General features: G+C 65.8%; 25 protein-coding genes and 2 tRNA genes. 21 read left to right on the forward strand and 6 right to left on the reverse strand.

Annotated features, from left to right (window positions below; translation table 11 throughout):
- Positions 1 to 7: 7 nt before the first annotated feature.
- The 14 genes from M9952_04730 (at position 8) to M9952_04795 (ending at position 13,648) form a co-directional block, all read left to right on the forward strand.
- Positions 8 to 382 (forward strand): NADH-quinone oxidoreductase subunit A, encoded by a 375-nt coding sequence (locus M9952_04730; protein MCO5312229.1) that lies wholly within the window; start codon positions 8 to 10, stop codon positions 380 to 382.
- Positions 383 to 402: 20 nt separating this feature from the next.
- On the forward strand, positions 403 to 879 hold the full coding sequence (locus tag M9952_04735; protein ID MCO5312230.1) for an NADH-quinone oxidoreductase subunit B: 477 nt from the start codon (positions 403 to 405) through the stop codon (positions 877 to 879).
- Positions 866 to 1,639 carry an NADH-quinone oxidoreductase subunit C gene (locus tag M9952_04740; GenBank protein MCO5312231.1) on the forward strand — a complete coding sequence of 258 codons (774 nt, stop codon included), beginning with the start codon at positions 866 to 868 and terminating at the stop codon, positions 1,637 to 1,639. The genes M9952_04735 and M9952_04740 overlap by 14 nt, the downstream gene beginning before the upstream one ends.
- Positions 1,636 to 2,808 carry an NADH-quinone oxidoreductase subunit D 1 gene (locus M9952_04745; GenBank protein MCO5312232.1) on the forward strand — a complete coding sequence of 391 codons (1,173 nt, stop codon included), beginning with the start codon at positions 1,636 to 1,638 and terminating at the stop codon, positions 2,806 to 2,808. Before M9952_04740 ends, M9952_04745 begins: the two co-directional genes overlap by 4 nt.
- Positions 2,805 to 3,827 (forward strand): NADH-quinone oxidoreductase subunit H, encoded by a 1,023-nt coding sequence (locus M9952_04750; GenBank protein MCO5312233.1) that lies wholly within the window; start codon positions 2,805 to 2,807, stop codon positions 3,825 to 3,827. The genes M9952_04745 and M9952_04750 overlap by 4 nt, the downstream gene beginning before the upstream one ends.
- Before the next feature lie 34 nt (positions 3,828 to 3,861).
- Entirely contained in the window at positions 3,862 to 4,422 is a 561-nt protein-coding gene (locus tag M9952_04755) for a 4Fe-4S binding protein (GenBank protein ID MCO5312234.1), read from the forward strand.
- A complete protein-coding gene (locus M9952_04760; protein ID MCO5312235.1) occupies positions 4,419 to 4,961 on the forward strand; it encodes an NADH-quinone oxidoreductase subunit J in 543 nt (180 codons plus the stop codon). The genes M9952_04755 and M9952_04760 overlap by 4 nt, the downstream gene beginning before the upstream one ends.
- Before the next feature lie 4 nt (positions 4,962 to 4,965).
- Positions 4,966 to 5,262, forward strand: a complete 297-nt coding sequence (gene nuoK / locus M9952_04765) for an NADH-quinone oxidoreductase subunit NuoK (GenBank protein MCO5312236.1) — start codon at positions 4,966 to 4,968, stop codon at positions 5,260 to 5,262.
- Positions 5,263 to 5,272: 10 nt separating this feature from the next.
- Entirely contained in the window at positions 5,273 to 7,606 is a 2,334-nt protein-coding gene (locus M9952_04770; GenBank protein MCO5312237.1) for an NADH-quinone oxidoreductase subunit L, read from the forward strand.
- Positions 7,607 to 7,634: 28 nt separating this feature from the next.
- Complete coding sequence (locus M9952_04775) at positions 7,635 to 9,173, forward strand: NADH-quinone oxidoreductase subunit M (protein MCO5312238.1); 1,539 nt, start codon at positions 7,635 to 7,637, stop codon at positions 9,171 to 9,173.
- 3 nt (positions 9,174 to 9,176) lie between these two features.
- On the forward strand, positions 9,177 to 10,676 hold the full coding sequence (locus tag M9952_04780) for an NADH-quinone oxidoreductase subunit N (GenBank protein ID MCO5312239.1): 1,500 nt from the start codon (positions 9,177 to 9,179) through the stop codon (positions 10,674 to 10,676).
- Between the two features lie 37 nt (positions 10,677 to 10,713).
- Positions 10,714 to 11,745 (forward strand): SAM-dependent methyltransferase, encoded by a 1,032-nt coding sequence (locus M9952_04785; GenBank protein MCO5312240.1) that lies wholly within the window; start codon positions 10,714 to 10,716, stop codon positions 11,743 to 11,745.
- A 110-nt stretch (positions 11,746 to 11,855) separates the two neighbouring features.
- Positions 11,856 to 12,692 (forward strand): glycosyltransferase family 2 protein, encoded by an 837-nt coding sequence (locus M9952_04790; GenBank protein ID MCO5312241.1) that lies wholly within the window; start codon positions 11,856 to 11,858, stop codon positions 12,690 to 12,692.
- Positions 12,693 to 13,303: 611 nt separating this feature from the next.
- Complete coding sequence (locus M9952_04795) at positions 13,304 to 13,648, forward strand: hypothetical protein (protein MCO5312242.1); 345 nt, start codon at positions 13,304 to 13,306, stop codon at positions 13,646 to 13,648.
- A 200-nt stretch (positions 13,649 to 13,848) separates the two neighbouring features.
- Here M9952_04795 and M9952_04800 read toward each other — a convergent pair whose 3' ends face one another.
- Positions 13,849 to 14,670: a ParA family protein gene (locus M9952_04800; GenBank protein ID MCO5312243.1), complete on the reverse strand. Its 822-nt coding sequence runs from the start codon at positions 14,668 to 14,670 to the stop codon at positions 13,849 to 13,851.
- Positions 14,671 to 14,767: 97 nt separating this feature from the next.
- Between M9952_04800 and acs the strand changes: the two genes are divergently transcribed.
- The gene (gene acs / locus M9952_04805) at positions 14,768 to 16,750 is read left to right on the forward strand and encodes an acetate--CoA ligase (protein ID MCO5312244.1); all 1,983 of its coding nucleotides are present in this window, start codon (positions 14,768 to 14,770) and stop codon (positions 16,748 to 16,750) included.
- 189 nt (positions 16,751 to 16,939) lie between these two features.
- Here the strand turns inward: acs and M9952_04810 are convergent, their stop codons facing one another.
- Positions 16,940 to 17,533 (reverse strand): hypothetical protein, encoded by a 594-nt coding sequence (locus M9952_04810; protein MCO5312245.1) that lies wholly within the window; start codon positions 17,531 to 17,533, stop codon positions 16,940 to 16,942.
- A gap of 158 nt (positions 17,534 to 17,691) precedes the next feature.
- Here M9952_04810 and M9952_04815 point away from each other — a divergent pair, with 158 nt between their 5' ends.
- The gene (locus M9952_04815) at positions 17,692 to 18,546 is read left to right on the forward strand and encodes a zinc metalloprotease HtpX (GenBank protein MCO5312246.1); all 855 of its coding nucleotides are present in this window, start codon (positions 17,692 to 17,694) and stop codon (positions 18,544 to 18,546) included.
- Positions 18,547 to 18,584: 38 nt separating this feature from the next.
- On the opposite strand, the gene M9952_04820 is transcribed toward M9952_04815, so the two are convergent.
- The gene (locus M9952_04820) at positions 18,585 to 19,073 is read right to left on the reverse strand and encodes a YajQ family cyclic di-GMP-binding protein (protein ID MCO5312247.1); all 489 of its coding nucleotides are present in this window, start codon (positions 19,071 to 19,073) and stop codon (positions 18,585 to 18,587) included.
- 150 nt (positions 19,074 to 19,223) lie between these two features.
- Here M9952_04820 and M9952_04825 point away from each other — a divergent pair.
- From M9952_04825 to M9952_04835, 3 genes are all read left to right on the forward strand, one after another.
- Positions 19,224 to 19,309: transfer RNA gene (locus tag M9952_04825), tRNA-Tyr, on the forward strand.
- An 85-nt stretch (positions 19,310 to 19,394) separates the two neighbouring features.
- Positions 19,395 to 19,898 carry a YbaK/EbsC family protein gene (locus tag M9952_04830; GenBank protein MCO5312248.1) on the forward strand — a complete coding sequence of 168 codons (504 nt, stop codon included), beginning with the start codon at positions 19,395 to 19,397 and terminating at the stop codon, positions 19,896 to 19,898.
- A complete protein-coding gene (locus M9952_04835; GenBank protein MCO5312249.1) occupies positions 19,891 to 21,039 on the forward strand; it encodes a hypothetical protein in 1,149 nt (382 codons plus the stop codon). Before M9952_04830 ends, M9952_04835 begins: the two co-directional genes overlap by 8 nt.
- A gap of 97 nt (positions 21,040 to 21,136) precedes the next feature.
- On the opposite strand, the gene M9952_04840 is transcribed toward M9952_04835, so the two are convergent.
- Positions 21,137 to 22,417, reverse strand: a complete 1,281-nt coding sequence (locus M9952_04840) for an FAD-dependent oxidoreductase (GenBank protein ID MCO5312250.1) — start codon at positions 22,415 to 22,417, stop codon at positions 21,137 to 21,139.
- 82 nt (positions 22,418 to 22,499) lie between these two features.
- Here M9952_04840 and M9952_04845 point away from each other — a divergent pair, with 82 nt between their 5' ends.
- Complete coding sequence (locus M9952_04845) at positions 22,500 to 23,486, forward strand: nitronate monooxygenase (GenBank protein ID MCO5312251.1); 987 nt, start codon at positions 22,500 to 22,502, stop codon at positions 23,484 to 23,486.
- 155 nt (positions 23,487 to 23,641) lie between these two features.
- On the opposite strand, the gene M9952_04850 is transcribed toward M9952_04845, so the two are convergent.
- Both M9952_04850 and M9952_04855 read right to left on the reverse strand, forming a co-directional pair.
- Entirely contained in the window at positions 23,642 to 24,175 is a 534-nt protein-coding gene (locus M9952_04850) for an N-acetyltransferase family protein (protein ID MCO5312252.1), read from the reverse strand.
- A 39-nt stretch (positions 24,176 to 24,214) separates the two neighbouring features.
- Positions 24,215 to 25,585 (reverse strand): hypothetical protein, encoded by a 1,371-nt coding sequence (locus M9952_04855; protein MCO5312253.1) that lies wholly within the window; start codon positions 25,583 to 25,585, stop codon positions 24,215 to 24,217.
- 172 nt (positions 25,586 to 25,757) lie between these two features.
- On the opposite strand from M9952_04855, the gene M9952_04860 reads away from it, so the two are divergent.
- Positions 25,758 to 25,830: transfer RNA gene (locus tag M9952_04860), tRNA-Thr, on the forward strand.
- Positions 25,831 to 25,851: the final 21 nt, after the last annotated feature.

The raw sequence follows: 25,851 nt of genomic DNA on the forward strand, positions 1-25,851 counted from the left end.
TAAGGCCGTGTGGACCGCGAGTGACTTTCTCCGGCAGTACCTCGTTGTACTGATATTCGCCGCTGTCGGTGCAGGCCTCGTCGGTTTGCTGCTCGGCCTGAGCTACCTGTTGCGGCCCAACCGGGTGCAACCGGAGAAGCTCAAGACCTACGAAAGCGGCGTCGACCCGGTCGGCTCGATGTGGACCCAGTCGCACGTGCGGTACTACATCTTCGCCCTGCTGTTCGTGCTGTTCGACATCGAAACCGTGTTCATCTTCCCCTGGGCGACCCGCCTCGAAACCTACGGGGTGTTCGGCCTCATCGAGATGGGCGTGTTCGTGTTCATTCTTCTGCTCGGCCTCGTGTACGCCTGGCGCAAGGGGGTCCTCAAGTGGGTCTAGGCCTCGTCGAGAGCGGCAAGATTCCCAAGCCGCTCGGCAAGCTGTTGAACCAGGGCCGCAAATACTCCCTCTGGGCCTACCAGTGGGGGCTTGCGTGCTGCGCCATCGAGATGGGTGCCGCGTTCGGTTCGCCCCGCTACGACGTGATGCGCTTCGGCGTCATCCCGCTGCCGGCCAGCCCCCGCCAGGCCGACCTGCTGGTCGTGTCGGGCACCGTCACCGACAAGATGGTCCCGCCGATCCGCCGCCTGTACGAGCAGATGCCCGACCCGAAGTACGTGATCTCGATGGGTTCGTGCGCCAACTGCGGCGGCCCGTACTGGGACTCCTACTCGGTCACCAAGGGCGTCGATCAGGTCATCCCCGTCGACGTGTACGTCCCCGGATGTCCGCCCCGACCCGAAGCACTCCTCGAAGGTGTCGTGTTGTTGCAACAGCGCATCGGCACCGAAGACATGCAGAGCCGTTGGCGAGGTGATCCCATTGTCGTCGACTGACGAAACCGCCGAAGAAACCGCGGCAACCGCCGAAGCCACAGAGGCCGCGGCAGACGAGACCGCAGCCGCCGCGCCGGCTCCGGAGCCCGAGCCCGAAGAGGTTCGCGAACCCGACCCGCTGCGCGACGCACTCCTCGCCGAGCTCTCCTCGCTCATGGGCGATGCCATCGTCGGCTCACACATCATTCCCGGCAAAGACATCTGGGTGCGGGTCCGCACCGACGCCTGGGCCGAGGTCGCCAACACCGTGCGCACCGTCATGGGCGCCCGTTTCTTCAGCTTCCTTTCGGCCATCGACTGGATGCCCTCGCCGTTCGGTCGCTCCCTCGACTCCGCGGTCGACATGGCGATCAACAACACCGAGCCCAAAGCCCCCGAGCCGATGCAGACCGGTTACGCCGGTGGCGATACCCGCTTTCAGGTGTTCGCCCGCGTCACCAACCTCAAGGACCACTGGGGCATCACCCTCAAAGCCGACGCCGGCGACGAGAACCCCACCATCGGCACCTGGACCAAGGTCTACGCGGGGGCCGATTGGCACGAACGAGAGATGTACGAAATGTTCGGCATCGACTTCGTCGGCCACCCCGGCCTGCGCAAGCTCTATCTGCCCACCGACTTCGAAGGTCACCCGCTGCGCAAAGACTTCCCGCTGCTCGCACGCATGGTGAAGCCGTGGCCGGGCATCGTGGATGTCGAACCCATGCCGGGCGACGGCTCCGAAGACTCCGACGCATCGAACGAGGAGGCGGCATCATGACCGCGATCAGCGATCGTCAACGACTCCAATACGCCGCGGCGCAGGCCAACGACACCCGCCTGAATGTCGAACTCGAAACCGAGGGCATGACCCTCAACATGGGGCCCCAGCACCCGATGACGCACGGCTCGCTGCGCATCGTGGCCCGCCTCGACGGCGAACAGGTCATCTCGGCCGACCCGATCATCGGCTACATGCACCGCGGCTACGAAAAGCTCACCGAGGTGCGCTCGTACCCGCAGGTCACCACCCTGGTGAACCGCCTCGACTGGCTCGGCAGCTTCGCCAACGAGGTGCCCTTCATCCTGGCGTGCGAACAGCTCATGGACGTCGAGGCCCCGCCCCGCGCCCAGCACATCCGCACGATCCTGTTCGAACTCAGCCGCATGGCCAACATCACGCTGTTCCTCGGCGACACCGCCATGCAGCTCGGCGCCATGACCCCGCTGTTCTATGCGTTCCGCGACCGCGAACACGTGCTGAACCTCATCGAAGCGGTCACCGGCGGACGCTTCCACCCCAACTTCGACCGCATCGGCGGCCTCAAAGACGACCTGCCCAAGGGCTGGATCGTCGAAGCCAAGGCCGTCATGCAAAAGATCCGCGACTTCTGCGACGAGATCGACGAACTCATCGTCGGCAACGAGATCTTCCAGGCCCGCACCCGCGGCATCGGGGTCATCCCGCCCGACGTCGCCCAGCAATTCGGGCTTTCGGGTCCCAACCTGCGCGGCTCGGGCATCGACTACGACATCCGTCGCGACAACAACATCGGCCTCGCCTACGACAAGGTCGACTGGAAGGTCTGGACCCACCCCGACTGCGACAGCTTCAGCCGCTACTGGGTGCGCCTGCAGGAAACCCGCGAATCCACCAGGATCGTCGACCAGCTCCTCGACACCATCCCGTCGGGGCCGGTCATGGCCAAGGTGCCCCGCATCATCAAGGTGCCCGCCGGCGAAGCGTACGTCTCCACCGAGAACCCGCTCGGTGAGATGGGCTACTACGTGGTCTCCAAAGGCGACCTGGTTCCGTTCCGTGTCAAGATCCGCACGGCGAGCTTCAACAACATCTCGATCGCCCCGTGGGTGCTGCGCGGCACCTACGTGCCCGACGTCGTGTCGATCCTCGCTTCGCTGTACTTCATCCTGGGGGACATCGACCGATGATCGGCCTTGCGTACTGGATCGAAACCCTCATCCGGGTCGGCGCGGGTGCAGGCATCCTGCTCACCGGCGCTGCGGTGGCGGTGTATCTGTTCCTGTTCAAACTCGTCTCGTTCATGCAGTCGCGCCTCGGCCCGATGGAAGCCGGCCCGCACGGTTCGCTGCAGCTCGTGGCCGAGGTCGGCAAGTGGATCCAGAAACAAGACCTCATCCCAGAAAACGCCGACCAGAAGCTGTTCAAGATCCCGCCGTTCATCGCGCTGGCCACCACCTTCTTGGTGTTCGTGGTCATCCCGGCCGGGCCGAACGCTTTCGTGTCCAGCCTGCCGATGGGCATCTTCTATGTGTTGGCGGTGTCGTCGCTGTCGGTGCTCGGCATCCTCATCGCCGGCTGGGCCTCGGCCAACAAATACGCCCTGATGGGTGCCATCCGTGCCGCCGGTCAGCTCATCGCCTATGAGTTGCCGATGGTGCTCGCGGTGGTCGGCGTCGTCATCCAGGCCGGCACCCTCAACATGCAAGAGATCATCGGCGCCCAGGCCAACGGTTCGATCTTCGGCCTCGACTTCATGGGCAACCCGTACATCTTCACCCAGATCATCGGGTTCGTGATCTTCATGATCGCCATCCAAGCCGAACTCGGCCAGACCCCCTTCGACATGCCGATCGCCGAATCCGAGGTCGTCGGCGGTTACCACATCGAATACACCGGCATCCGGTTCCTGGTGTTCTTCCTGTCGGAATTCGCCTCCGCCGTCGGGTTCTCCGCCGTGGCCGCCACCCTGTTCCTCGGCGGCTGGGCACTGCCCGCAGCCTGGGGTGTTCCGATCGGCGCAATGCACGTGCTCGGCCCGGTCATCATCTTGGCCAAAGCCCTCGCACTCACCGGCGTGGTGTTCTGGGTGCGGTTCACCCTGCCCCGCTTCCGCGAAGACCAGCTGCAGCGTTTCGCCTGGAAGTTCCTCATCCCGTTGGCGCTCGCGAACATCGCCGTCACGGCGGTTCTGAAGGTGGCGCTGTGATGCGCGGCGACGTTGTCATGAAGGGGACGCTGTAATGCCTGTACCCAAGCCCCCGGTCGTCGGACTCCTCAAAGGTATGGCCGCCACGGCGCGTACCACGACGGAGACGATGTTCCCCGACGGGTTGAAGAAGCCGATCCCCCAACCCACCAAGGGCGCGGCGACGGTTCAATACCCGCACGAAAAAGAAACGCCCGCCACCCGGGCCCGCGGCGTCATCGCCCTCAACGAGGACAACTGCACCGCCTGCATGCTGTGCGTGCGCGAATGCCCCGACTGGTGCATCTACATCGAGGCCCACAAAACCCTCGCCCCGCCGCGACGCGCCGGTGGCAAGCCCCGCTCGGTCAACGCGCTCGACCGTTTCGACATCGACTACTCGCTGTGCATGTACTGCGGCATCTGCGTCGAGGTCTGCCCCTTCGAAGCGATCTACTGGTCGCCCGAATACGAATACTCCGAACTGCGCATCGCCGACCTCCTGCACGACAAGGAACGCCTCGGCGAATGGTTCGAGACCGTGCCGGACTTCGAACCCCATGAAGCCGGATCCGAGTTCAAGCAGAAGCCCGTCTCGCGAAAGGGCTCCAAATGAGTGCGTCAGCGATCGCAACGCTGCTTGCATCAGACGTGAGCTTCGCGCTCCCCGCCAACATCGCGTTCGGCATCACCGCAGCGGTGATGGTGTACGCCGCGTTGCGGGTCGTCACCACCAAAAACGTGGTGCACGCCGCCCTGTGGCTCATCGTCGTGCTGTTGGGCGTCGCCGTGAACTTCGTGCTGCTCCAGGCCGAGTTCCTCGCCGCCACCCAGGTGATGGTCTACGTCGGCGCCATCGTGGTGCTGTTGTTGTTCGGCGTCATGCTCACCCGGGCACCCCTCGGCGTCAGCGACGACCTCGACAACCCGAAGGCCAAGCCCGGAGCCATCCTCATCGCCATCGTGATGTTCGTGCTCATGGCCGGCACCTCGATCGCCTCGTGGGGCGACGACAAGATCGGCTTCGTCACCGAAAACGACATCGGAGCGGTCTCCGACTCGATCTTCGGCAACTACCTGGTTCCCTTCGAGGTCGTCTCGGTGCTGTTGTTGGCTGCGCTCATCGGCGCCATCGTCCTGGCGAGAAAGGACTGACGCCGTGCTGTTGAACCAGTTCCTCATCTTGTCCGCCGCCCTTTTCTCCATCGGCATCTACGGCGTGCTCGTGCGCCGCAACGGTGTGTTGGTGCTCATGTCGGTCGAGATGATCCTCAACTCGGTGAACATCAACCTGGTCGCCTTCGGTGCCCACCACGGAATCTCCGGACAGGTATTCGCACTGTTCGTGTTGGCCGTCGCCGCTGCCGAGGTCGGTATCGGTCTGGCGATCGTGCTGCTCATCTATCGCAACCGACGCTCCATCGACTTCGACGAACTCGACGAGTTGAAGGGCTGAGGGGAGAGGCATGCTTCACCACGTTTGGATCCTTCCGGCGCTCATGGCGCTGTCGTTCGTTCTGATCCTGTTCTTCGGCAAGCGCACCCCCGGCCAGGGCCACTGGATCGGCATCGCCAGCATCGGCGCCTGTCTCATCATGTCGCTGGTCATCGGCGCCCAGTGGATGCAACGGGCCAACGAGCCCGCCCACACCCAGGCCGAAGCGTTCGCAGATGTGAACCCGAGCTGTTCGGCCACCGCGGCGGGATTCCTCGACGGCACCCTGCATGAAGCCTCACACGGCGAAGAGGCCGACCACGCGGCGACCGAAGCAGGCGCCGAGGGCGACCACGCCGCTGCTGCGACCGCGACCGCCGCTGCCGACGGCCACGGCCGGTCACGCGCCGCAGTGTCTTCGGGCTCCGCGGTTTCGTCGGGCTCCGCGGCCGCGGCCAGCGAGGGCGAGGCGTCCTACAGCCGTCCGATCGTCAAGTGTGTCCACTGGTTCAACTCGGGCGGCGTCGACATCAAGATCGGCACCATGCTCGACGGCGCCAGCGCGCTGATGCTCATCGTCGTGTCGATCGTGTCGCTGCTCGTGCACGTCTACTCCACCGACTATGTCGGCGGCGATCGTCGCTACACCCACTACTTCGCCTTCCTCAGCCTGTTCACGGCCTCGATGATGTTCTACGTCATCTCCGAAAACACGCTGCAGATGATCGTGGGCTGGGAACTCGTCGGGCTCTGTTCGTTCGCCCTCATCGGCCACTGGTGGGAGGAGCGGCCCAACACCGACGCCGCGCTCAAGGCCTTCCTCACCAACCGTGTCGGCGACACCGGCCTGCTCGTCGGCATGATCATGTTGTTCTTCCTCGCCGGCGACTACTTCGGGTCCAACGGCACCTTCAACGTGATCGACATCAACTATGCGGCCAACAACGGCGGCATCGAACACAAGATGTTGCTCATCGCCAGCGTCGCCCTCGTCGCGGCGGTCATGTCGAAGTCCGGCCAGTTCATCCTGCACACCTGGCTGCCCGATGCCATGGCCGGCCCCACCCCGGCCTCCGCGCTCATCCACGCCGCCACCATGGTGGTCGCGGGCATCTTCATGGTCGCCCGCCTGTATCCGGTGTTCTTCGACGGCCTCGCCATCGGCGGTTCGTCGATCAACTACCTCGCCGTCGTCGGTTCGGTCACCGCCCTGTTCGGCGCCCTGATGGGCTTCGTGCAAAAGGACATCAAGAAGGCGTTGGCCTACTCGACGGTGTCGCAGCTCGGATTCATGGTGGCCTCCCTGGGGGTCGGCGCCTGGACCGCAGCGCTGTTCCACCTGTTCACCCACGCTATGTTCAAAGCCTGTCTGTTCCTCGGCGCCGGCTCGCTCAGCCACGCCGCACACCACAGCTTCAACATGGTCGACGACATGGGTGGTCTTCGAAAGGTCATGCCCAAGACCTACTGGACCTACCTCATCGCCACCCTGTCGCTGGCGGGCGTGTTCCCCCTCGCCGGGTTCTGGTCGAAAGACGAGATCATCGCCGGCACCGGCGGCATGAACACCGCCACGGGTGCCTACACCTTCGTGCTCATCATGTTGCTGGCCGCAGCGTTCTGCACCGCCGCCTACATGACCCGCACCATCTACTACGCCTTCTTCGGCGAGTACCGCGGCCACGGCCACCCGCACGAGTCGGGTCCGCGCCTCACCGTGCCGCTGATGATCCTCGCCTTCCTGGGCGCGGTCGCCGGCTTCGCCAACCTGCCCCACAAGTTTTTCGGGCTCGAATTCGGCGCCGCCGCACAGCAGTTCACCAAGTTCGTCGAACCGATGGGCGACTACTTCCCGGCCCACGCACAGGGCTTCACCCACGCCGAGTTCAACGGTGGGCTCGCGCTGTTGGCCACCGTCATCGGGCTGGCCGGCATCGCGATCCCCGCAGCGTTCTACGCCGGCAAGTTGCCGTTCCTCGAGAACCTTGCGTCACGCAACGCGGTCGCCGGATTCTTCAAGCGGATCCTCGAAAACAAGTACTACCTCGACTGGCTCTACACCGACGTCATCACCGCGTTCGTCAAAGGCCCACTCGCCCGTGCCGCCAACTGGACCAACCAACACATCCTCGACGGCATCGTCAACGGTGCCGGCCGCTATGCGGCTCGCACCGGCAAGTGGGTGTACAGCAACATCGACCAGGGCGTCGTCGACGGCACGGTCAATGGTCTCGGACGGGTCGCAAGCGCCAGCGGTGGCGAGTTGCGCAGACTCCAGACCGGAAACATTCAGCAATACGCATCGCTGCTCTTTGCAGCGGCAGCACTTCTCGCCGGCGTCATCGTGATCGTCGTCGGTAGTTGAGCCCAGTGAGGAAGACAAGGAACCTTTCATGAACACCTGGCTGAACAACTGGAGCCTCGCTCTGGTCACCTTCCTACCGCTGGTCGGCGCAGCACTCATGTGGCTCGTGCCCAAGCAGGAAGAGCAGATGCACAAGCTCATCGCGCTCGTGGCGTCGTTGGCCACCGCCGCGACCGGCATCTGGATCTTCACCAACTTCAATTACGACAACGGACACTTCCAGTTCGTCATCGACAAGAGCTGGATCGAGGTGATCAACGCCCGGTTCATCATGGGCCTCGACGGCTTGTCGCTGCCGCTGATGGGCCTGACCCTCGCGGTGGTGCCACTCGTCATCGTGTACTCGTGGAACCACATCCCGTCTCCGGGTAACCCCAAGGCGTTCCTATCGCTGATGCTCGTACTCGAGACCGGCATGATCGGGTCGTTCCTCGCCGAGGACCTCGTGTTGTTCTTCGTGTTCTTCGAAGTCGTGCTGTTGCCGATGTACTTCATGATCGGCGTGTGGGGCGGCGAAGACCGCAAGTACGCGTCGTTCAAGTTCTTCATCTACACGATGTTCGGCTCGGCCCTCATGTTGTTGGCCTTCCTGTCGCTGTACTTCCTCGCAAAGGACCCGACCACCGGCGAACTCGCCCGCACCTTCGACATGCGTGCGCTTCCGGGCCTCACCGGCGGCATCGCCCACGGCACCCAGTTGCTCATCTTCGGCGGCATGTTCGTCGGCTTCGGCATCAAGGTCCCGATGTTCCCGTTCCACACCTGGCTGCCCGACGCCCACACCCAGGCGCCCACCCAGGGTTCGGTCATCCTGGCCGCCGTGCTGCTGAAGCTCGGCACCTACGGCTTCGTGCGCATCGCCATCAACATTCTCCCCGACGCCGCCAAGAGTTGGGCTCCGGTCATCGGCATCCTCGCCGCCATCGGCATCATCTACGGTGCGCTCGGCTGCCTGGCCCAGACCGACATGAAGCGGCTCATCGCCTTCTCGTCGGTGGCCCACATGGGCTATGTGATGCTCGGCATCTCGACGCTCACCAAGCACGGCATCAACGCCGCGATGTTCGGCATGGTGGCGCACGGCCTCATCACCGGCATGTTGTTCTTCGTCGCCGGATCCATCAAGGAGCGCTACCACACCCTCGACATGGCCCGCCTCGGTGGCCTGCTGAAGTCCGCCCCGAAGATGGGCTGGATTCTCGGCTTCGCCTCGATGGCCTCGCTCGGCCTTCCCGGCCTCGCCGGTTTCTGGGGTGAGTTCCCCGCCATCCTCGCGACGTTCAACCCCGCCGAGGGCCTGAGCCTGCCGTTGTTCCGCACGCTCATGGTCGTCGCCGCCATCGGCACCACCTTCGCCGCGGCGTACCTGTTGTGGATGTATCAGCGAGTCGCCTTCGGTGTGCCCACCGAGGAATTCGAAAACGACCCGCACATTACCGACGTCAATATCACCGAATGGATCGCATGGACCCCGTTCCTCGCCGCGATCGTCGTGTTCGGTTTCTTCCCCGGCCTCATGTTCGACGTGACCGAGACCGCCCTGAAAGCTCTGAACCTGGGAGCCTGATCGATGCTCGCCTTTACCGCACCGGTACTCGACTGGCACGCATTCGCGCCGGAGATCGTGCTGGTCGCGACCCTCTGTGTGATGTTGATCGTGGACGTGATCCAGCTGGATCGCGCCCGTGCGGTCATCGGCACGATCGCCGGCCTCGGCTTTCTCGGAGCCGTCGTGCCGATCATCACCCTCGCCAGCTCCGACGTGGCCGTCCGGTCGATGTTCGGAGGGGCCTACGTCGTCGACCAGACCTCGCTGCTGCTCAAAGGGCTCTTCGTCGTGTCGGCCTATGTGGTCGTGTTGTTGTCCACCAACTACGTGGCCGACGGCGACTACTGGGAATCGGAGTACTACCACACCCTCGTCGCCTCGGTGATCGGCATGACCGTCATCACCTCGGCCCGAGACATGATCTCGATCTTCGTGGCCTTCGAACTGTTGTCGATGCCGACCTACATGCTGGCGAGCTGGCGCAAACGCGACACCCGCTCCAACGAAGCCGGCCTCAAGTACTTCCTGATGGGCGTGTTCGCCTCGGGTCTCATGTTGTACGGCATGTCGCTGCTGTACGGCTGGGGCGGCTCGACGCTGCTCAGCGACCTGGCCGTGGCCTTCTCGAAGGACAGCTCGCCGGCCGTGCTCATGGGTTCGTTGATGGTGATCGTCGGCTTCGGGTTCAAGGTGTCGGCCGTGCCGTTCCACCAGTGGGCCCCCGACACCTACGAAGGTGCGCCGACCCCGGTCACCGCCTTCCTGGCCGTCGCCTCGAAGACCGCCGGTGTGGTCGGGCTCATCCAGTTCTGCGCCCTGCTGTTCGGCCCGGTGCAGGGCGACCTCACCAAGGCGACCACGCCGATGTTCCTGATCCTGTCGATCGCCTCGATGCTGGTCGGCAACATGATCGCCCTCAAACAGACGAACCTCGTGCGCATGTTGGCCTACTCCGGAATCGGCCAGGCCGGCTACATCCTCGCCCCGTTCGCCGTGATCGGTTCCGACAAGGCGGCCGATGGAGTGGTGCCCGCCGTAGTGACCTACTTGGTGATCTACGCGGCGATGAACCTCGGAGCGTTCGGCGTCGTCATCGCGGTGGCCCGCAAGACCCGCTCGGCGGAAATCTCCAGTTACGCCGGACTCTTCCACTACGCCCCGGGCCTCACGGTGGTGATGACCGCGTTCTTGTTCTCCCTCATCGGGTTCCCCCCGGCTGCGGGCTGGTACGGCAAGTTCGCCATCTTCAAGGTGCTCATCGACGCCGACACCCCCGCCGGATACACCCTGGCGATCGCCATCGTGGTCACGTCCACAATCGCTGCGTACTACTACCTCAACGTCGCGAAGACGATGTGGTTCGACGACGTGGCCGACGGCGACACCACCCCGATCAAGGTCGTCCCCGCAGTGGGTGTGGCCCTGGCGATCGCGGTGGTCATCACCATGGTGCTGGGTGTGTTCCCGTCGCTCATTTCCGACGCCGCAAACTTCACGCCGATGGCGGCCGCCGGAATCTGAGCGGGCGCCGGAATCTGACCGGGCATCAGGTCCTGAGATGTCGGGTCCTGAGCTGTCGGGTCCGGCCGGCGCCGGTCCTGAGCTGTCGGGTCCCGAGCGTTTCGACCGGTACGTCGAGCGTTGCCTCTATGACCCGATTTCGGGTTTCTACGCGGCGCACGGCCAGGCCGGGGGATCGCGTGGCGACTTCCTGACCAGCCCCGAGGTCGGGCCGTTGTTCGGGCATCTGATCGGGCGGTACCTCGACACCGTGTGGCGCGACCTCGGCGAACCCGCGCCGTTCACCGTCGTCGAATGCGGGGCCGGTAGGGGAACGTTGGCCAGGGCGGTGTTGTCGAGTGGGCCCGAGTGCTTGGCGGCATTGAGCTACGTGTGTGTGGAGCGCTCGGAGCGGCTGCGGGCTACTGCTCGTGATCTGCTGGGCGAGTCGGCGCGGGTGTGTGGGTCGCTTGAGGAGGTGGAGGCGCCGTTCGTCGGGGTGGTGATGGCGAACGAACTGCTCGACAACCTGGCGTTTCGTCTCGTGGTGCGCGACGCGGCCGAGGGCTGGGCTGAGGTGTTCGTCGTGGACGGGGCGCCGGTGCTCGGCGAGTTCGATGGCTCGGGTGGGCCGATTGACGTGGACGCGCCAGCCGGCACGCGACTCCCGCTACAGGACGAGGCGGCCTCGTGGGTGGGCGACGCACTCGAACGCCTCGAGGCCGGGCGGTTGTTGATCATCGACTACGGCGTCGCCGCCACCGCCGAGTTGATCGGACGCGACTGGCTGCGGACCTACCGGGGCCACGACCGCGGATCGGACCCGTTCGAGACCCCGGGGTCGTGCGACATCACCACCGACGTCGCGTTCGACCAACTGCCGGCGGCCACGTCGCTGCGGACCCAGGCGCAGTTCCTGGCCGACCTCGGCATCGACGAACTCGTGGCCGAGGGCAAGGCGCTGTGGAACGAGCGAGCGCACCTCGGCGACCTCGCCGCCATCAAGGCTCGCAGCCGAATCGTCGAGGCCGAGGCACTGACCGACCCTCACAGCCTCGGGGCCTTCCTCGTCGCCGAGTGGGTCGTCTAACGCGGCAGGGCGTAGGTCCAGTTGTCGGTTGACGTACTCCGGTGTCCTACGGCATCGTTACCTGACTCAGTCCCGAGCGGAACGCTCGACCCAATGAAAAGGCGGACCTCGTGGCTCGACCCCCAGTCACGGTTGTCATACCGACGTACAACCGGCCGGAGTATCTCGAAGAGGCACTGCGTAGTCTTGAGCAGCAGACGTTGCTCCCCGATGAGGTGGTCGTGGTGGATGATGGGAGCGACCCGCCGCCGCAACCTTCGAGCACCATTCCTTTGAGGTTGATCTCGCAAGCGAATCGAGGGCCCGCTGCAGCGATTAATCGCGGGGTTGCTGAGGCGGCTGGTGACGTGGTCTTTCTGCTGGCCGATGACGACTTGTTTCATCCCCAACGGATTGAGGCCGCTCTCAAAGCCCATGCGAAGTTCGACCTGGTGGTGTGCGGCCAAACGCAGTTCGCCAGTCAACCGAGCCCAGATCAACTCGCGATCAAGAAGACCGGAGACGGTTGGGCGGAGCGCGTCGTGGCCGATTTCGTCGACAAGACGATCCCGTCGATGGCCGCTTGCTCGTTGCGTCGAGATCAGTGGGTGCCGCTCGACGAGACCTACCGGGCGTGTGAAGACGTGGAATGGTGGATACGACAAGCTGGCCGCTCTTTGAGTGCGGTTCGGATTCGTGGCGATCACCTTCTCGTTCGGAAGCACTCGGGAACCCGTCACCTGAGCGGCACCGAAGCACGGTTGCAGGGCTCGCTCAGGTTGCTTGAGGAACACGCAGAGTTCTACGGGGCCAGGCCGCAGGCGAGGGCCTTTCGTCTTGCGCGAGTTTCAATCATGGCCGGGGAGTTGGGAGAGCGGCGTAGGTCGTTGACGTACGCCGTGCGCGCATTGAGGTGCCGTTTCACGAAAGCCGGGGTCTATGCCCTGCTGCGGTCGGTATCCCCGTAGCGGGCGACCTGACCGTTCCCCGGGGAGGCACGGGCGTTGGCGCGGACCGGGCTGGGCGGTCTAAGACACGATTCCTCCGGCCGAGACGACGGTGTCGCACAATCGGCCCACACCCGCCGCCGCGCCTGCCACCTGCATCCGCCACCCGCCTCTGCCGCCCGCGCCCATACCCGACCCGCCGACCCGCTCGCGCGAACCTCCTGCCCAAAGCGACCTCTCGTGTCACCTCCGGCAGGAAGTTCGAGGCAGCAGCGGTCGTAACGCCGACGGCCCGGTGAGCGGCGCCGCCGGATTCGACGAGCGTCCGGCGCTGGTTGCGTGAACAACGTCGGCAGATAAGCTCAAAGCATGATGCCCGCAACCGATGCCGAGTTGGTTCGATTCGTACCGGTGCTGATGACTCTCGCCGAACGGCACGGGCTGTCCAATCTTCGTCTCGCTGGTCACGGCCAGATTGTTGCGGATGTCGATGCAGGCCGGACTCTCGTTGACGTTGCCCGATTCGAAATCGAGGCCCAGGCAGTCATTCGGGCGGAGATCACCGTGGTCAGTTCGAGAACCGAACTGGCCTCGCAACTCGACTGTCGACCGTTGGTAGCCACTTCGGCCGCGTGACGGAGTTGACGCCCGGCCATCGCGAACTCAGCGGGGCGTTCGACGCTCTTGGGGTGATCGCGGAACTTGTGGGAGAGGGTCGCCTGGAGTTCGATCGGTCGATCGATCGGAGGCTCGCACTGGTTTTCCTGTGGGCAAATGTCGGGAGCCAGCTGAAGCAGTATTGCCGCCTCGTTGCGATTCCACCTGGCATTGAGCCGTTTGCCGGCCCGATCCAGATGCGCGACAAGCTGGTCTATGGGCCGATCAGCGGCATCGACCCCGAACTCGTTTGGGAAACCTGTGTCGTCGATGGGCCGGAACTCGCTACGTACCTGAGCAGGTTGCTGTCGAGCTGGTAGCCAACCTCGCATCCGCCTACGGTCACGGTGAATCGGGGTGTTCGCCGCACTCCTCGCGTGGGCTCGCGCGAACTTTACGCGGAAAGTGACACCACGTGTCACTTTCCGCGTAAAGTTCGAAACAGCCCGCACAAAGTTCGAACTGTGGGCGGCGCGGACGAACCGTCAGCGCGCAGGCGTCAGGCAGCGCGCAGGCGCGCTCAGGCAGTCGTCGCGGCCTTGGTCGGGCGGACGATGCGCCAGAGCTTCTTGTAGAGCGTCTCGTACACCTCGCACGCGGCCGCGGCCCGCGACCCCATGTGATGGATCGGCGCCCGAGCCGCAGCGGCCTCGGCGATCGCCACCCGCAGTGGGATGTAGGGCTGCCACACCGCCTTGCGGCCGACGATGTGCACGAGTTCCTCGAGGTGATAGTCGGCATCAGCGCTGCGTGCCGGCGAGCGGTTCACGATCACCCCGGCGAGGTTGAGTCGGTCGTTGTGGCGATCCCACACCTCCTCGATCAGATCGGCGACCGGATTGATGCCGCGCAGGCTGAGCGCGGTCGGCTCGACCACGATGATCGTCTGAGTAGCGGCCGCCAACCCGTTGGTCGTGAGCGCACCGAGCGATGGAGGGCAATCGATCAGCACGAGGTCGTACGCGTCGGTCACGCCCTGAAGGCCCTTGCGTAGGCGGGTCTCGGTCTTGGATCCGAGCAGCATCGTGTCGAGCCCGCCGCGGATCACCTCGAGGTGCTGCAGCGCCGGCACCGATGGCAACACGTCGACCAGTGGGCTCCAGGTGGAGGGCGTGATCGCCTGTTTGGCGGAGCCGGCACGGTTGGCGTTCAACACATCGGCCACCGAACGCTGAACCTGTTCGGTGTCGACCCCGAGCACCCACGACGACGCCCCCTGTGGGTCGAGGTCGATGACGAGCACCCGATGTCCACGAGCCATGGCGGCGGACGTGAGCCCGAGCGTGACCGAGGTCTTGCCGACCCCACCCTTCTGATTGACGACGGCGACGACCTCTCCCATGGCTGACATCGTTGTCGGTGCCGGGCGACGAAACAAGGTCGATCGTCGGGCTAGTTTTTGGGTGCGGCCGACCGGCCGCGAGCAAGGGGGATACGTCGTGAGCGACCAGACAATCGAGCATTACCTCGATGAACATCGCACGTTTCAACCGTCACCGGAGTTTGTGGCGCAGGCGAACGTTTCGGACCGTTCGCTCTACGACGCAGCCGACGCCGATTACGAACAGTTCTGGGCCGATCAAGCCCGGCGTTTCGTGAGCTGGTATGACGACTTTCACACGCCGCTCGAGTGGAACGCCCCCGATGCGAAGTGGTTCGTCGGCGGCACCCTCAACGTTTCGTACAACTGCCTCGACCGCCACGTCGAAGCCGGCCTCGGCGACCGGGTCGCGCTGCTGTGGGAAGGCGAACCGGGAGACATCCGCGCCATCACCTACGCGGAACTCACCGACGAGGTCAGCCGTTTCGCCAACGTGTTGAAAGATCTCGGCGTGCGGCGCGGCGACCGCGTGGCGATCTACATGCCGATGATCCCCGAACTGCCCGTCGCCATGCTGGCCTGCGCCCGCATCGGTGCCGCTCACTCGGTCATCTTCGGCGGGTTCAGCCCCGACTCGATCGCGGACCGCGTCAACGACGGCGAATGCGTCGCCGTGGTCACCGCCGATGCCGGATATCGCCGCGGCGCACCCTCTGCGCTCAAGGTGAACGTCGACACCGCACTGGCGGAATGCACGAGCGTGCGCAACGTGGTCGTAGTGAACCGCTGCGATCTCGACGTCGACATGGTGGAGGGCCGCGACCACTGGTATCACGACCTCATCGCATCGGCCTCCACGGTGTGCGAACCCGAACGAATGGACGCCGAGGACCTGCTGTTTCTCCTCTACACCTCCGGCACCACCGCCAAGCCCAAGGGCATCATGCACACCACCGGCGGCTACCTCACCCAGACGGCGTTCAGCACCTATTACACCTTCGACCTCAAAGCCGACCGCGACATCTACTGGTGCACCGCGGACTGCGGCTGGGTGACCGGGCACAGCTACATCGTCTATGGCCCACTCGCTAACGCCGCGACCTCGGTCATGTATGAGGGAACCCCCGACACACCACGCCTCGAGGACCGACAGGGCGACCCGTCGACGTGGCACAAGGACCGCTTCTGGGACATCATCGAACGCCACGGCGTCACCCAGCTCTACACCGCACCCACCGCGATCCGGACCTTCATGAAGTGGGGCGCCCAGGAACCCGCCCGCCACGACCTGTCCAGCCTGCGTCTGCTCGGATCGGTGGGCGAACCGATCAACCCTGAGGCCTGGGTCTGGTATCACCTCAACATCGGTGCCGAACGCTGCCCGATCGTCGACACGTGGTGGCAGACCGAAACCGGCGCCCACATGATCAACGGTCTGCCCGGGGTCGTGGCCTCCAAGCCGGGGTCGGCCACGGTGCCGCTTCCCGGCATCGGGGTGGAGGTCGTCGACGACGCCGGCAACCGCATCACCGAAGGTGGCGGGTATCTGACCCTCACCCGGCCCTGGCCCTCGATGCTGCGCGGCATCTGGGGAAACCACCAGCGCTACGTCGACACCTACTGGTCGACCTATCCGGGGCGGTACTTCGCCGGCGACGGTGCCCGCATCGATTCCGACGGATACCTCTGGCTGCTGGGCCGCGTCGATGACGTGATGAACATCTCGGGCCACCGGATCTCGACCACCGAGGTTGAAAGCGCGTTGGTCGATCACGAGGCGGTGGCCGAGGCGGCGGTCGTGGGTGCGGCCGACGACACGACCGGGCAGGCGATCTGCGGGTACGTGATCCTGCGCGGCAACGTCGACGCCTCCGACCCCGAGGCGCGGGCTGCCCTCGTGGAGGACATCCGCCAACACGTCGCGGCGAAGCTCGGGGCGATCGCCCGGCCGCGCTCGGTCGTGGTGGTGAGCGACCTGCCGAAGACCCGCTCGGGCAAGATCATGCGCCGGCTCCTCAAAGACGTGGCCGAGGGGCGCGAGCTGGGCGACACCACGACCCTCGCCGACCCCAGCGTGGTCGACGAGCTCCGCGGTTCCTGACTCCGGCATTCGCCTGTACCCCGCAATCGCCTGTGCCCGGCAATCGCCTGTGCCCCGCAATCGCCTGTGCCCGGCAATCGCCTGTTCTCCGATAACCAGTGGTCGTGATCACGACCACTGGTTATCGGAGAACAGGCTGGGGCGCGCGAGGCTGGGGCGCGCGAGGCTGGGGCGCGCGAGCGGGCTGGTTCAGGCGGCGAGGGCGGCGGTGACGATACCCACGATCACCCGTTGAGCCGCGGCCTTGGACAACCCCTGGAACGAACGCAAGCGCTCCCAGGCCCCCCAGCTCAGCGCCAGGTCCATCGTGTTCAGCGCGTTCTTGCGCTCGGCCGTCGACATGGCTGCCAGCTCGACCGCGAACAGGTCCGCGAGTTGGCGCTGCAGCGCGCCGTTGCCCAGCTTCACGACCTGTTCGATTTCGGGGCCGTTTTGCACCTGGCCCATCGCGAAACGACGTACCGGCGTGAGCTTCTCGTTGGCGGTTGAGCGGATCTTGGTGATCTGGGTGATTCGATCGGCCAACGGCAGCGTCACGTCGGGCACGAGGAACAAGGCGCCGGCGTCTTTGGAGACGTCGGCGATGACCGCCGAGCGGATGTCGTCGAGGCTGTCGAAGAGCCGGAAAATCGAACGGTGAGCGATCCCCGAATGCTCGGCGAGCGCCGCGGCGGTGGGGAACCCGTTATGGGTCTCGATGTAGGAGATCGTGGCGTCGATCAGACGCTTTCGGCTGCGCTCGCTACGAAGACGCCGTCCGTCGATGGATGGTAGATCCGACACAAACAGGGACCATACACTGCCAATGCCTCGGCGGGGTCGCGAACTGCGTGGTCTGTGTCGCATCTCAGCCCGTCGCCCCGCAGCGGTGCGGCGCCGTGGTTCAGTGGAGGTGCCGAAACGGGCAGATGCGCCCGTCACGCCCAGGTCAGGACTTCGCCATGATGAACAACCTCAAGACCGCAGCACTGCTGGCAGCCATGGGCGGGCTGATCATGGCGTTGGGTGCGATGTTGGGCGGCCGCAGCGGACTCACCATCGGGCTCATCATGGGCCTGGTTATGGTCGCCGGGTCGTACTGGTTCAGCGACAAGCTCGCCATCGCGTCGGCACGCGCACGGCCGGTGAGCGCACAGGAGTTCCCGCAGTACCACGCCACGGTCGCCAACCTGGCACAGCGCGCGAACATCCCGATGCCGCGCCTCTATGTCGCCCCCAACCCTCAGCCAAACGCTTTCGCCACCGGACGCAACCCGGCCAACGCCGCGGTGTGCATCAACGAGGGGCTCATGCAGTACCTCACCTGGGAGGAGATCTCCGGGGTGCTGGCCCACGAGATCTCCCACGTGCGCAATCGCGACATCCTCACGAGTTCGGTCGCGGCGGCCATCGCCATGGGCATCACCTTCACCGCCCGCATGGCGATGTGGGGCGCGATGTTCGGCGGCGGAGGGCGAAGCGACGACCGCGACGGCGGGGGCATCGGCGCGTTGTTCATGGTCATCTTGGCGCCAATCGCGGCCTCGGTCATCCAGATGGCAGTGAGCCGAAGCCGAGAGTACGAAGCCGACGCCTCGGCCGCCCGACTGCTCGGCACCGGCGAACCGCTCGCCCGTGCGCTCGAGAAACTCGAGATCGGGGCACAACGCATTCCGGCCGAGGTCAACGAAGCGCAGGCACAGGCCTACATCGTCAATCCGTTGCGCGGAGGCGGGCAGAGTCTCGCCCGCATGTTCTCGACCCACCCGTCGACCGCGGACCGCATCTCCCGCCTGCGCGACCAATCCTGGCGCTGAACTGCCGGCCGCAGCGGGCTAGTCGCGGCAAGCGACGGCTAGTCGCGGAAGTTGCCGAACTGCAGCGGAATGCCGAAATCGTGCTCCTTGCACGCGGCGATCACGTCCTGCAGATCGTCGCGCTTCTTGGCGATCACGCGAATCTGTTCGCCCTGAGTCTGGCTCTGCAAACCCTTGATCCCGAGGGTCTTGATGAACTTGTTGATGTCCTTGGCCCGCTCGGAGTTGATGCCGGCGACCAGCGTCGCCACCTGTCGAACCGTCGCCCCGGCAGCGTCTTCGACCTTGCCGTAATCCAGCGACTTCATCGACAGCTTGCGCTTCGCGAACTTCTCCTCGAGCACCTGGCGAAGCGCGGTCAGACGGTCGGCGCTGACCGTGCGCAACGTGATTTCGGTGGGGGAGAGCTCGATGCTCGAGTCGGTGCCCTTGAAGTCGAAACGATTCGAGACCTCACGCTGGGCCTGATCGACGGCATTGCGCACTTCCTGTTCGTCGATCTCGGAACTGATGTCGAAACTGGGCACGGAGGGCTCCTTCAAAAGACGCTGGCCACGGGCGGGCTGCGGCGACGAACGAGGCGAGATTCCCGCAACGCAGGCGGTTTCGCCGGATACGGCCAACCACGCTATCCAATTTCGCAACCGCGATCGGTGGCGCTACCATGTGGCGTCCTTGGGTCAGTGCCCGAGTGGCCAAAGGGAGCAGGCTGTAAACCTGCCGGCGTAAGCCTACGGAGGTTCAAATCCTTCCTGGCCCACCAAGGATGCCCACCAAACCCCGCCTTCGGGCGGGGTTTCGTGCTGTTCGGACGCGTGTCGGCGACCGCCGCGACCAAACTGGAACCCATGGACACTGTCGACTGGCCCGACTCGGTGCAGCGCGTTCGCCGGCGGCTCGCCCATCTTGGTTATGAGGGCGAGGTGACGATGCTCGCCGAATCGGCCAGGAGCGCGCAGCAAGCCGCGGACGCGGTGGGAGCCGAGGTGGGGGCGATTGCGAAGGCGATCATCTTTCGGCGCAGTGGGGATGACGTGCCCGTGCTGGTCATCACCAGCGGAGCGAACCGGGTCGACATCGCCAAGGTCGAAGAGCTCGTCGGCGAAGTCGGCAAAGCAGATGCCGCCTATGTGCGGGAACGGACCGGCTTTGCGATCGGCGGGGTGAGCCCCATCGGGATGGACCCCGACGCCGTGGTGCTGTTCGACGAGGACCTGACTCGATTCGACACGGTGTGGGCGGCCGCCGGTCACCCCAACTCGGTGTTCGAGGCGACGCCCGCTCAGCTCGCCGCATATGCCGGGGCGCGCGTCGAAGACATCCGGGTCGACGACGGCGAGTCGGATGACTGACATGGCCGGCCTCGGCGAGGAACTGTGCGACGAGCTCGAGGCCATCTACGAACGCGGCCACTACCCGGCGCTGACGGTGCAACGACCGTGGTCGCAGCACAACCCCACACTCGTCGGCGAACTCGCTCGACCCGCCGCGCTGCGGTGGTATCTCATCCGTGAAATCGAGCGACTCGCCGAGGCCGGGGCGACCCTCAGCGCGACCGCGTCACGGGCACGCATCGCGCTCGACGATCCCCGCATGTTTCGCCAGGGGGACGAGTCGAACTGGGACCTGAAGCGCAAGAAGCTTTTCCTGTTCCCGCCCGAACGCATGGAACTCTCGCTCAACCGGCTGTCGCACTACACCGGCACCGAAGCCGAGACGTTTCAGCGCTACGTGTTGTTCACCAACTACCACATGCACGTCGAGGCGTTCCTCGAGATCTTCCCCGACTGTGTGAAGCCGAGCCGGTCGAACGTGCAAATGCCCGCGTACCACCACGTGATGGATAACCACTCGGGCATCACGTTGGTCAACATCGGCGTCGGCCCGTCGAATGCCAAGACGATTTCGGATCACGTGGCCGTCCTGCGACCCGACCTCATGTTGATGATCGGCCACTGCGGCGGACTGCGGAACCGCCAAGACATCGGCGATTTCGTGCTGGCGAGCACCTATGTCCGCGCCGATCAGGTCCTCGACGACGTCTTGGCTGGCTACGTACCGATCGTGTCGAACTTCCAGCTGAACCAGATCCTCCACGACGAGTTGAGCCGACGACGCCTGCCGTTTCGGATGGGCACCGTGTTCACGACCTCTAACCGGAACTGGGAGTTCAACCAAGCCCAACCGTTGGAACAGATCTCCGCGTCGCGAGCGGTGGCCACCGACATGGAATCGGCCACCATCGCCGCCAACGGATTTCGGTATCGGGTGCCCTCGGCGACGCTGCTCGTCGTGAGCGACAAGCCGCTGCACGGTCAACCGAAACTCGAGGGACCGGCCAAGGAGTTCTACGAGGCCTCCAAGCGCCAACACGTCGAGGTGGCGATCTCCGCGGTGAACGAGGTGAACCAGCGTTGGCCGGGCGGATTGCCGTCGGCAGACCTGCGATCGACCGACGAGCCGCTCATCGGTGGTCCGGCGGAGGTGGACTGAGCGCGCTCAGGTTCGCGCCCGCACCCCGCGCCCAGCGCCCCGCGCCGCGCCCCAGTCCGCGTTCTGTAGGTAATCGCGGTGGCTATGACCGCCGCGATTACCTACAGAACGGCAGTGGTGAGGGGGCAGCAGTGGTGGCCGTCGCGCGGGTGGCGGCGGCCCGGCCGGCGTCGTCGCCACTCGACATCGCCGCATCCGCAAGCCAACCCTTGGCCGTGATCCAATCGCCGGCGAACCACACGCCCGGCAGGTCCGCAGTGGCGATCTGCGGGGTGTCCGCCCCCGAGGCGTGTGGTTGCGGGCGATCGTGGGCGACGACCATGCGGCGGCGTTCGATGATCTTGATCGTGCGATCACGCCAGCCCGGCTCCACCGCGTCGAGCGCGGTCTCGAGTTCGGCGCGAGGGTCGAGGTCCGGGCACAGGTCTGGTTCGTAGATCAACCCGTGCAGCACCGCCTGCGAATCCGGCGCGAGGCGGGCGTCGGTCGCGTGGTCGACGAGGTAGAGCGGAACATCGGTTCCGTACAGCGCGGTGCCGCGGCCGGTTCGTGAAGCCAGGACCACCTCCAGGCAGTACGCCTGAACCGGCCGCGCTCGCTTCGCCCACATGCCCAGTTGCTCGCTGCGCTGCCCGGTGAGGCGATGGGCATGTCCTGGTCCGCCGGTTGCGACGACGACCGCACCGGCGCGTATCGAGTTGTGTGATGCCGTGACGCGCACCGCTTCGTCGCCGGCCGTCACCTCGACGACTCGGTCGTGTTCGATCCGCACCCCGAGCTCAAGCGCGACGGCGACCAGACCGTCCACGATGCGCTGCCATCCTCCGTCGAGGTACCTCACGCCGCGGGCTCCGCGCCGCAACTGGGCGAGGGCCGCCGCAGCGTCGGTGTGGTCGGGATCGGCGGCATAAGTGGTGGTCCGCAACATCATCTCGACCAGTGGCCGGGCGTCGGCGGGAACCTCGGCATCGAGCCACTGTCGCAGCGAGCGGCCCTGCGCCTCGTCGACGCATCGCCGTCGCATCGAATGAAGCAGCGTCGTGACCCCCAACAACCCGCCGGTCGCTTGGCGATCGAGCGCACGGCGCCGCTCACCGTGGCGCCACCAGCCGAACCCGCGCTGGAGCGGCATCGAGCCGGCCACGCTCACCCCGTACTCGCGTAGCAGTCGTGTCGCCTCGCCGGCGCTGTAGAGGGCGTGGGGTCCGTGGTTGACGATCGCGTCGCCAGCGCGGTCGCTGCGCGCCCGACCGCCGATCTCGTCGCGCGCATCGACCAACACCACCGACGCCCCGGTGCGGGCAGCGGCGATGGACGCGCTCAACCCGGCGAGGCCTGCGCCCACCACGACGACGTCGACGTCGAGTCCCTCGTTCATCGCGACCCCCTGGCGTTCTGTAGGTACTCTCGGTGGCTGGCGCAACAGAACTTACCTGCAGAACCAAAGAGGGAAGGGTCCGATGAACGACGTCGAGGAAGCAACGCCGCGATTGCGGACCGCCCTCACCGATCGACTCGGCATCGATCATCCGATCCTGTTGGCGGCCATGGGCGACAGCGCGGGTGGGCGACTCGCGGCGGCGGTGTCGAATGCCGGAGCGCTCGGCATGGTGGGCGGGGGATACGCCGACCCCGTGTGGCTGGAGCGCGAACTCCAACTCGTGGGCGACGCCCGGGTCGGCATCGGGTTCGTGACCTTCGCGCTCGACGAACGCCCCGACACGTTGCGCCAAGCGCTCGAGGCCGCACCCGTCGCGGTGCAACTGTCCTTCGGCGACCCGCGCCCGTACGCGGACGCCATCAAGGCCACCGGTGCCGCGCTGATCTGCCAGGTGCAACGCGACGACGAGGTCGACCAGGCGATCGAAGCCGGCGCCGACGTGTTGATCGCGCAGGGACAAGACGCCGGCGGGCACGGCCGACCCGACCGCGGAACCTTCTCGCTCGTGCCGTCCATCGTCGATCGAGCTGGTTCGATTCCTGTGGTCGCAGCCGGCGGGGTTGCCGACGGTCGGGGGCTGGCCGGCGCGCTCGCGCTCGGAGCGGCGGGGGTGTGCGTCGGCACGAGGTTCCTGGCCACCGAGGAGTCCATCACCACCGCGGCGGAGGCGGCTGCGCTGGTCGCTCATGGCGGTGACGACACGGTGCGATCGCCGGTCATCGACCTCGTGCGGGGGCCCGCCTGGCCGGAGGGATACGACGGCCGACTCGTGCGCAATGCGCTCACCGAGCGCTGGGACGGCGACCTCGCCGGGCTCGCCGCGCACCGGGACGAACTCCACGCCGCCTACCACGCCTCGGCACCGGACGACTACACGATGCGGGCGTTGTGGGCAGGCGAGGGCCTCGACCTCATCACCGCCATCGTGCCCGCGGCGACGATCGTCGAACGGATGGTGGTCGAGGCGATCGACCGGTTCCGCGCCGTCAACGCAGCGGTCGTTTAGGCGCCACAGCGGCTCCCACCGCTGCCCTAGCCACTGCCGTCGCCGCTGCCGTCGCCGCTGCCGTTCTGTAGGTAATCGCGGCGGTCATAGCCACCGCGATTACCTACAGAACGCGAACGGGGGCGGGCGCGGGCGGGCGAACGCGAACTGGGGCGTCAGGCGATCGGGCCCGGGACGCGGGCCTCGGTGGGGGTGACCCGGCCGCCGAGGATCGTCTCCATCACGACAACATCGAGGAAACGCCCGAACTTGCGGCCGACCTCTCGCTCGACGCCGATCACCTCGAAGCCGAGTCGTCGGTGGAGTTCGATCGACGCCTCGTGGCCGTCGACGATCCGTGCGAACACCGCGTGGAACCCGTGTCGTTCGGCCTGCTCCAACAGGGCGGTCAACAGCGACCGGCCCACACCGCGGCCCTGATGGTCACGATGCACATACACAGAGTCCTCGACGCTCGTCGAGTACCCGGATCGGCTTCGGTAGGGCGACAGCGACCCGAACCCGATGATGTCGTCACCGTCGGTCGCAACGATCGCGGCGTGGGCTCCGGACCGGTCGGTGATCCAGGCCTGCTGTTCGCTCGCGGTCCGTGGGACGAGGTCGAAGGTGACGATCGAGGTCAACACCTCCTGGTTGTAGATCTCCCGGATCGCCTCAGCATCGTCGACGGTCGCCGCTCGGATCTCCACGGCGCCAAGCGTACCTACCCGCCAACCCTGCGGAGTTCGCTACGACAACACGCCAGGGCTCGCGCCCGGTTCGTTCGTCGTGGCCCCGCTCGTCGTCCCGGCGCTGGTTCCGCCGCTGGGATCGACGGTGCCCGGCGCGGCGCCGTTCGGTTCGAGCACGCTGAGCGCCCCGGTCAATGCCTCGACCCGCGCCCAGTCCATCACCGCAGCGCTGTTGGTCAACAAGATGATCTGTTGTTGCTCCGAGCTGCGCACCAACAGTTCGAGCAGCGGCGCCAACACGTCGGCTTCGATGCCGTCGAACACCTCGTCGAACAGGGTCGGCAGGCTTTCGCCGCTCGCCCCCACCCGGCGCAACTCGCTCAAGTGGCGAACCGTCGAATGGGCGAGGCGGATCACCTTCATCGAGTCGGGCGAGTCGGTGGGGACGTCGGGGCCGAACACGTCGCGCCGAACCCTGGCCGCCGCGTCGATCTCGCTGCGGTGCCGCAGCGCCCACGCCAGTTCGGTGTCGCCGGCGATGGCGGTCCACCGGGCGAACGCGTCGCGGTGGGCCTCGGCCGCGCTCATCAGCGAACGGCGGGTCTGCTCGGAGTCGAACAGGCCGTTCACCCGCTGGATGTGGAACCCGAGGTAGCTCTGGGCGCCGAACTCGGCGAGCGCATCCGATTCCTCGCGGGCCCGGCTCTGCACCGCTCGGCGCAACAACGCAGAGCGGGCGAACATCGCCACGGCCATCACGAACAACGGCGGAATCACGATGAGCTGGTCGATGAACAACGCCACCAGCGATCCGATCAGGGCCACGCCGGTCACCGCAGCGGTGCCCTTGAAGAAACCCGTCGCCTTCGAACGCAACGCCTCGAGTTCCTCGTGTTGGTCCTCGATCACCTCGGCGGCCTCGTTGTCGCTCGACCCTTCGGCCGACGCGTTCGCAATGGCCTCGAGGCGGCGCTGCGAGGCCGACAACGCCTCGCCGGCGACCCACAACTCAGACTGATTGACGTTCGCCAGCCCCTGCACGAGGCGGTCGTGGTCGGTGACGGCCAACAGATCGGCGCTGCTGCGGCACATCGCTGCGGCGGCGTCGGTGCGGTTCAACCCGCAGCGGGCCAACAGGTCGATGCGCTCCGCTTCGTCGGCGAACGCCTCGGTGACATCGGAACGCGAGTCGATCTCGACCACACGATGACGGCCCCTCGCCGGGCGAAACACCGCGGAGCGGACCCCCCGGTCGGAGAGCAACTCGAGATGGACGCCGCTGCGATACCCCTCGAGCGCACCGACGATCTCCTCGGCGAAGCGGCTGCGGTCGTGGGCGTCCAACCCGCCGATGACGGTCAGGCGCGGATGAAAGTCCAGGGCGACCGTGTGGGATTCGGATTCGGTGACCAGTCGCTCGATACGCACGGTGGGTACTTCGGCGGGGGCGGCGATGGGCTTGAGGACTTGTTTCGGTCGGACCCGCAATTGGGCGCGCGGCCGCTCCGGGGCGGTAGGTTCGAAGGTCGCTGACGGGTTTTGTGCGCGGCGTACGAGCCGCTATAGTGACCCCTCGGTCGTCGCCCGCGCGCGGCGTCTCGCCCCCTTAGCTCAGTCGGCAGAGCGTTTCCATGGTAAGGAAAAGGTCGTCAGTTCGATTCTGACAGGGGGCTCTCAGATTTCGAAACGTGTGG

The sequence above is a fragment of the Microthrixaceae bacterium genome (assembly GCA_023957975.1).
Lineage (GTDB): Bacteria > Actinomycetota > Acidimicrobiia > Acidimicrobiales > Microtrichaceae > JAMLGM01.

Excerpts from the sequence above, each read along its gene's own strand:
- M9952_04815 (MCO5312246.1), top strand. The coding sequence starts at position 17,692 with ATGATGAACAACCTCAAGACCGCAGCACTGCTGGCAGCCATGGGCGGG.
- M9952_04830 (MCO5312248.1), top strand. The coding sequence starts at position 19,395 with ATGGACACTGTCGACTGGCCCGACTCGGTGCAGCGCGTTCGCCGGCGG.
- M9952_04760 (MCO5312235.1), top strand. The coding sequence starts at position 4,419 with ATGAGTGCGTCAGCGATCGCAACGCTGCTTGCATCAGACGTGAGCTTC.
- M9952_04745 (MCO5312232.1), top strand. The coding sequence starts at position 1,636 with ATGACCGCGATCAGCGATCGTCAACGACTCCAATACGCCGCGGCGCAG.
- M9952_04785 (MCO5312240.1), top strand. The coding sequence starts at position 10,714 with ATGTCGGGTCCTGAGCTGTCGGGTCCGGCCGGCGCCGGTCCTGAGCTG.
- M9952_04840 (MCO5312250.1), bottom strand. The coding sequence starts at position 22,417 with ATGAACGAGGGACTCGACGTCGACGTCGTCGTGGTGGGCGCAGGCCTC.
- M9952_04845 (MCO5312251.1), top strand. The coding sequence starts at position 22,500 with ATGAACGACGTCGAGGAAGCAACGCCGCGATTGCGGACCGCCCTCACC.
- M9952_04770 (MCO5312237.1), top strand. The coding sequence starts at position 5,273 with ATGCTTCACCACGTTTGGATCCTTCCGGCGCTCATGGCGCTGTCGTTC.
- M9952_04775 (MCO5312238.1), top strand. The coding sequence starts at position 7,635 with ATGAACACCTGGCTGAACAACTGGAGCCTCGCTCTGGTCACCTTCCTA.
- M9952_04780 (MCO5312239.1), top strand. The coding sequence starts at position 9,177 with ATGCTCGCCTTTACCGCACCGGTACTCGACTGGCACGCATTCGCGCCG.
- M9952_04800 (MCO5312243.1), bottom strand. The coding sequence starts at position 14,670 with ATGGGAGAGGTCGTCGCCGTCGTCAATCAGAAGGGTGGGGTCGGCAAG.
- M9952_04835 (MCO5312249.1), top strand. The coding sequence starts at position 19,891 with ATGACTGACATGGCCGGCCTCGGCGAGGAACTGTGCGACGAGCTCGAG.
- M9952_04755 (MCO5312234.1), top strand. The coding sequence starts at position 3,862 with ATGCCTGTACCCAAGCCCCCGGTCGTCGGACTCCTCAAAGGTATGGCC.
- M9952_04750 (MCO5312233.1), top strand. The coding sequence starts at position 2,805 with ATGATCGGCCTTGCGTACTGGATCGAAACCCTCATCCGGGTCGGCGCG.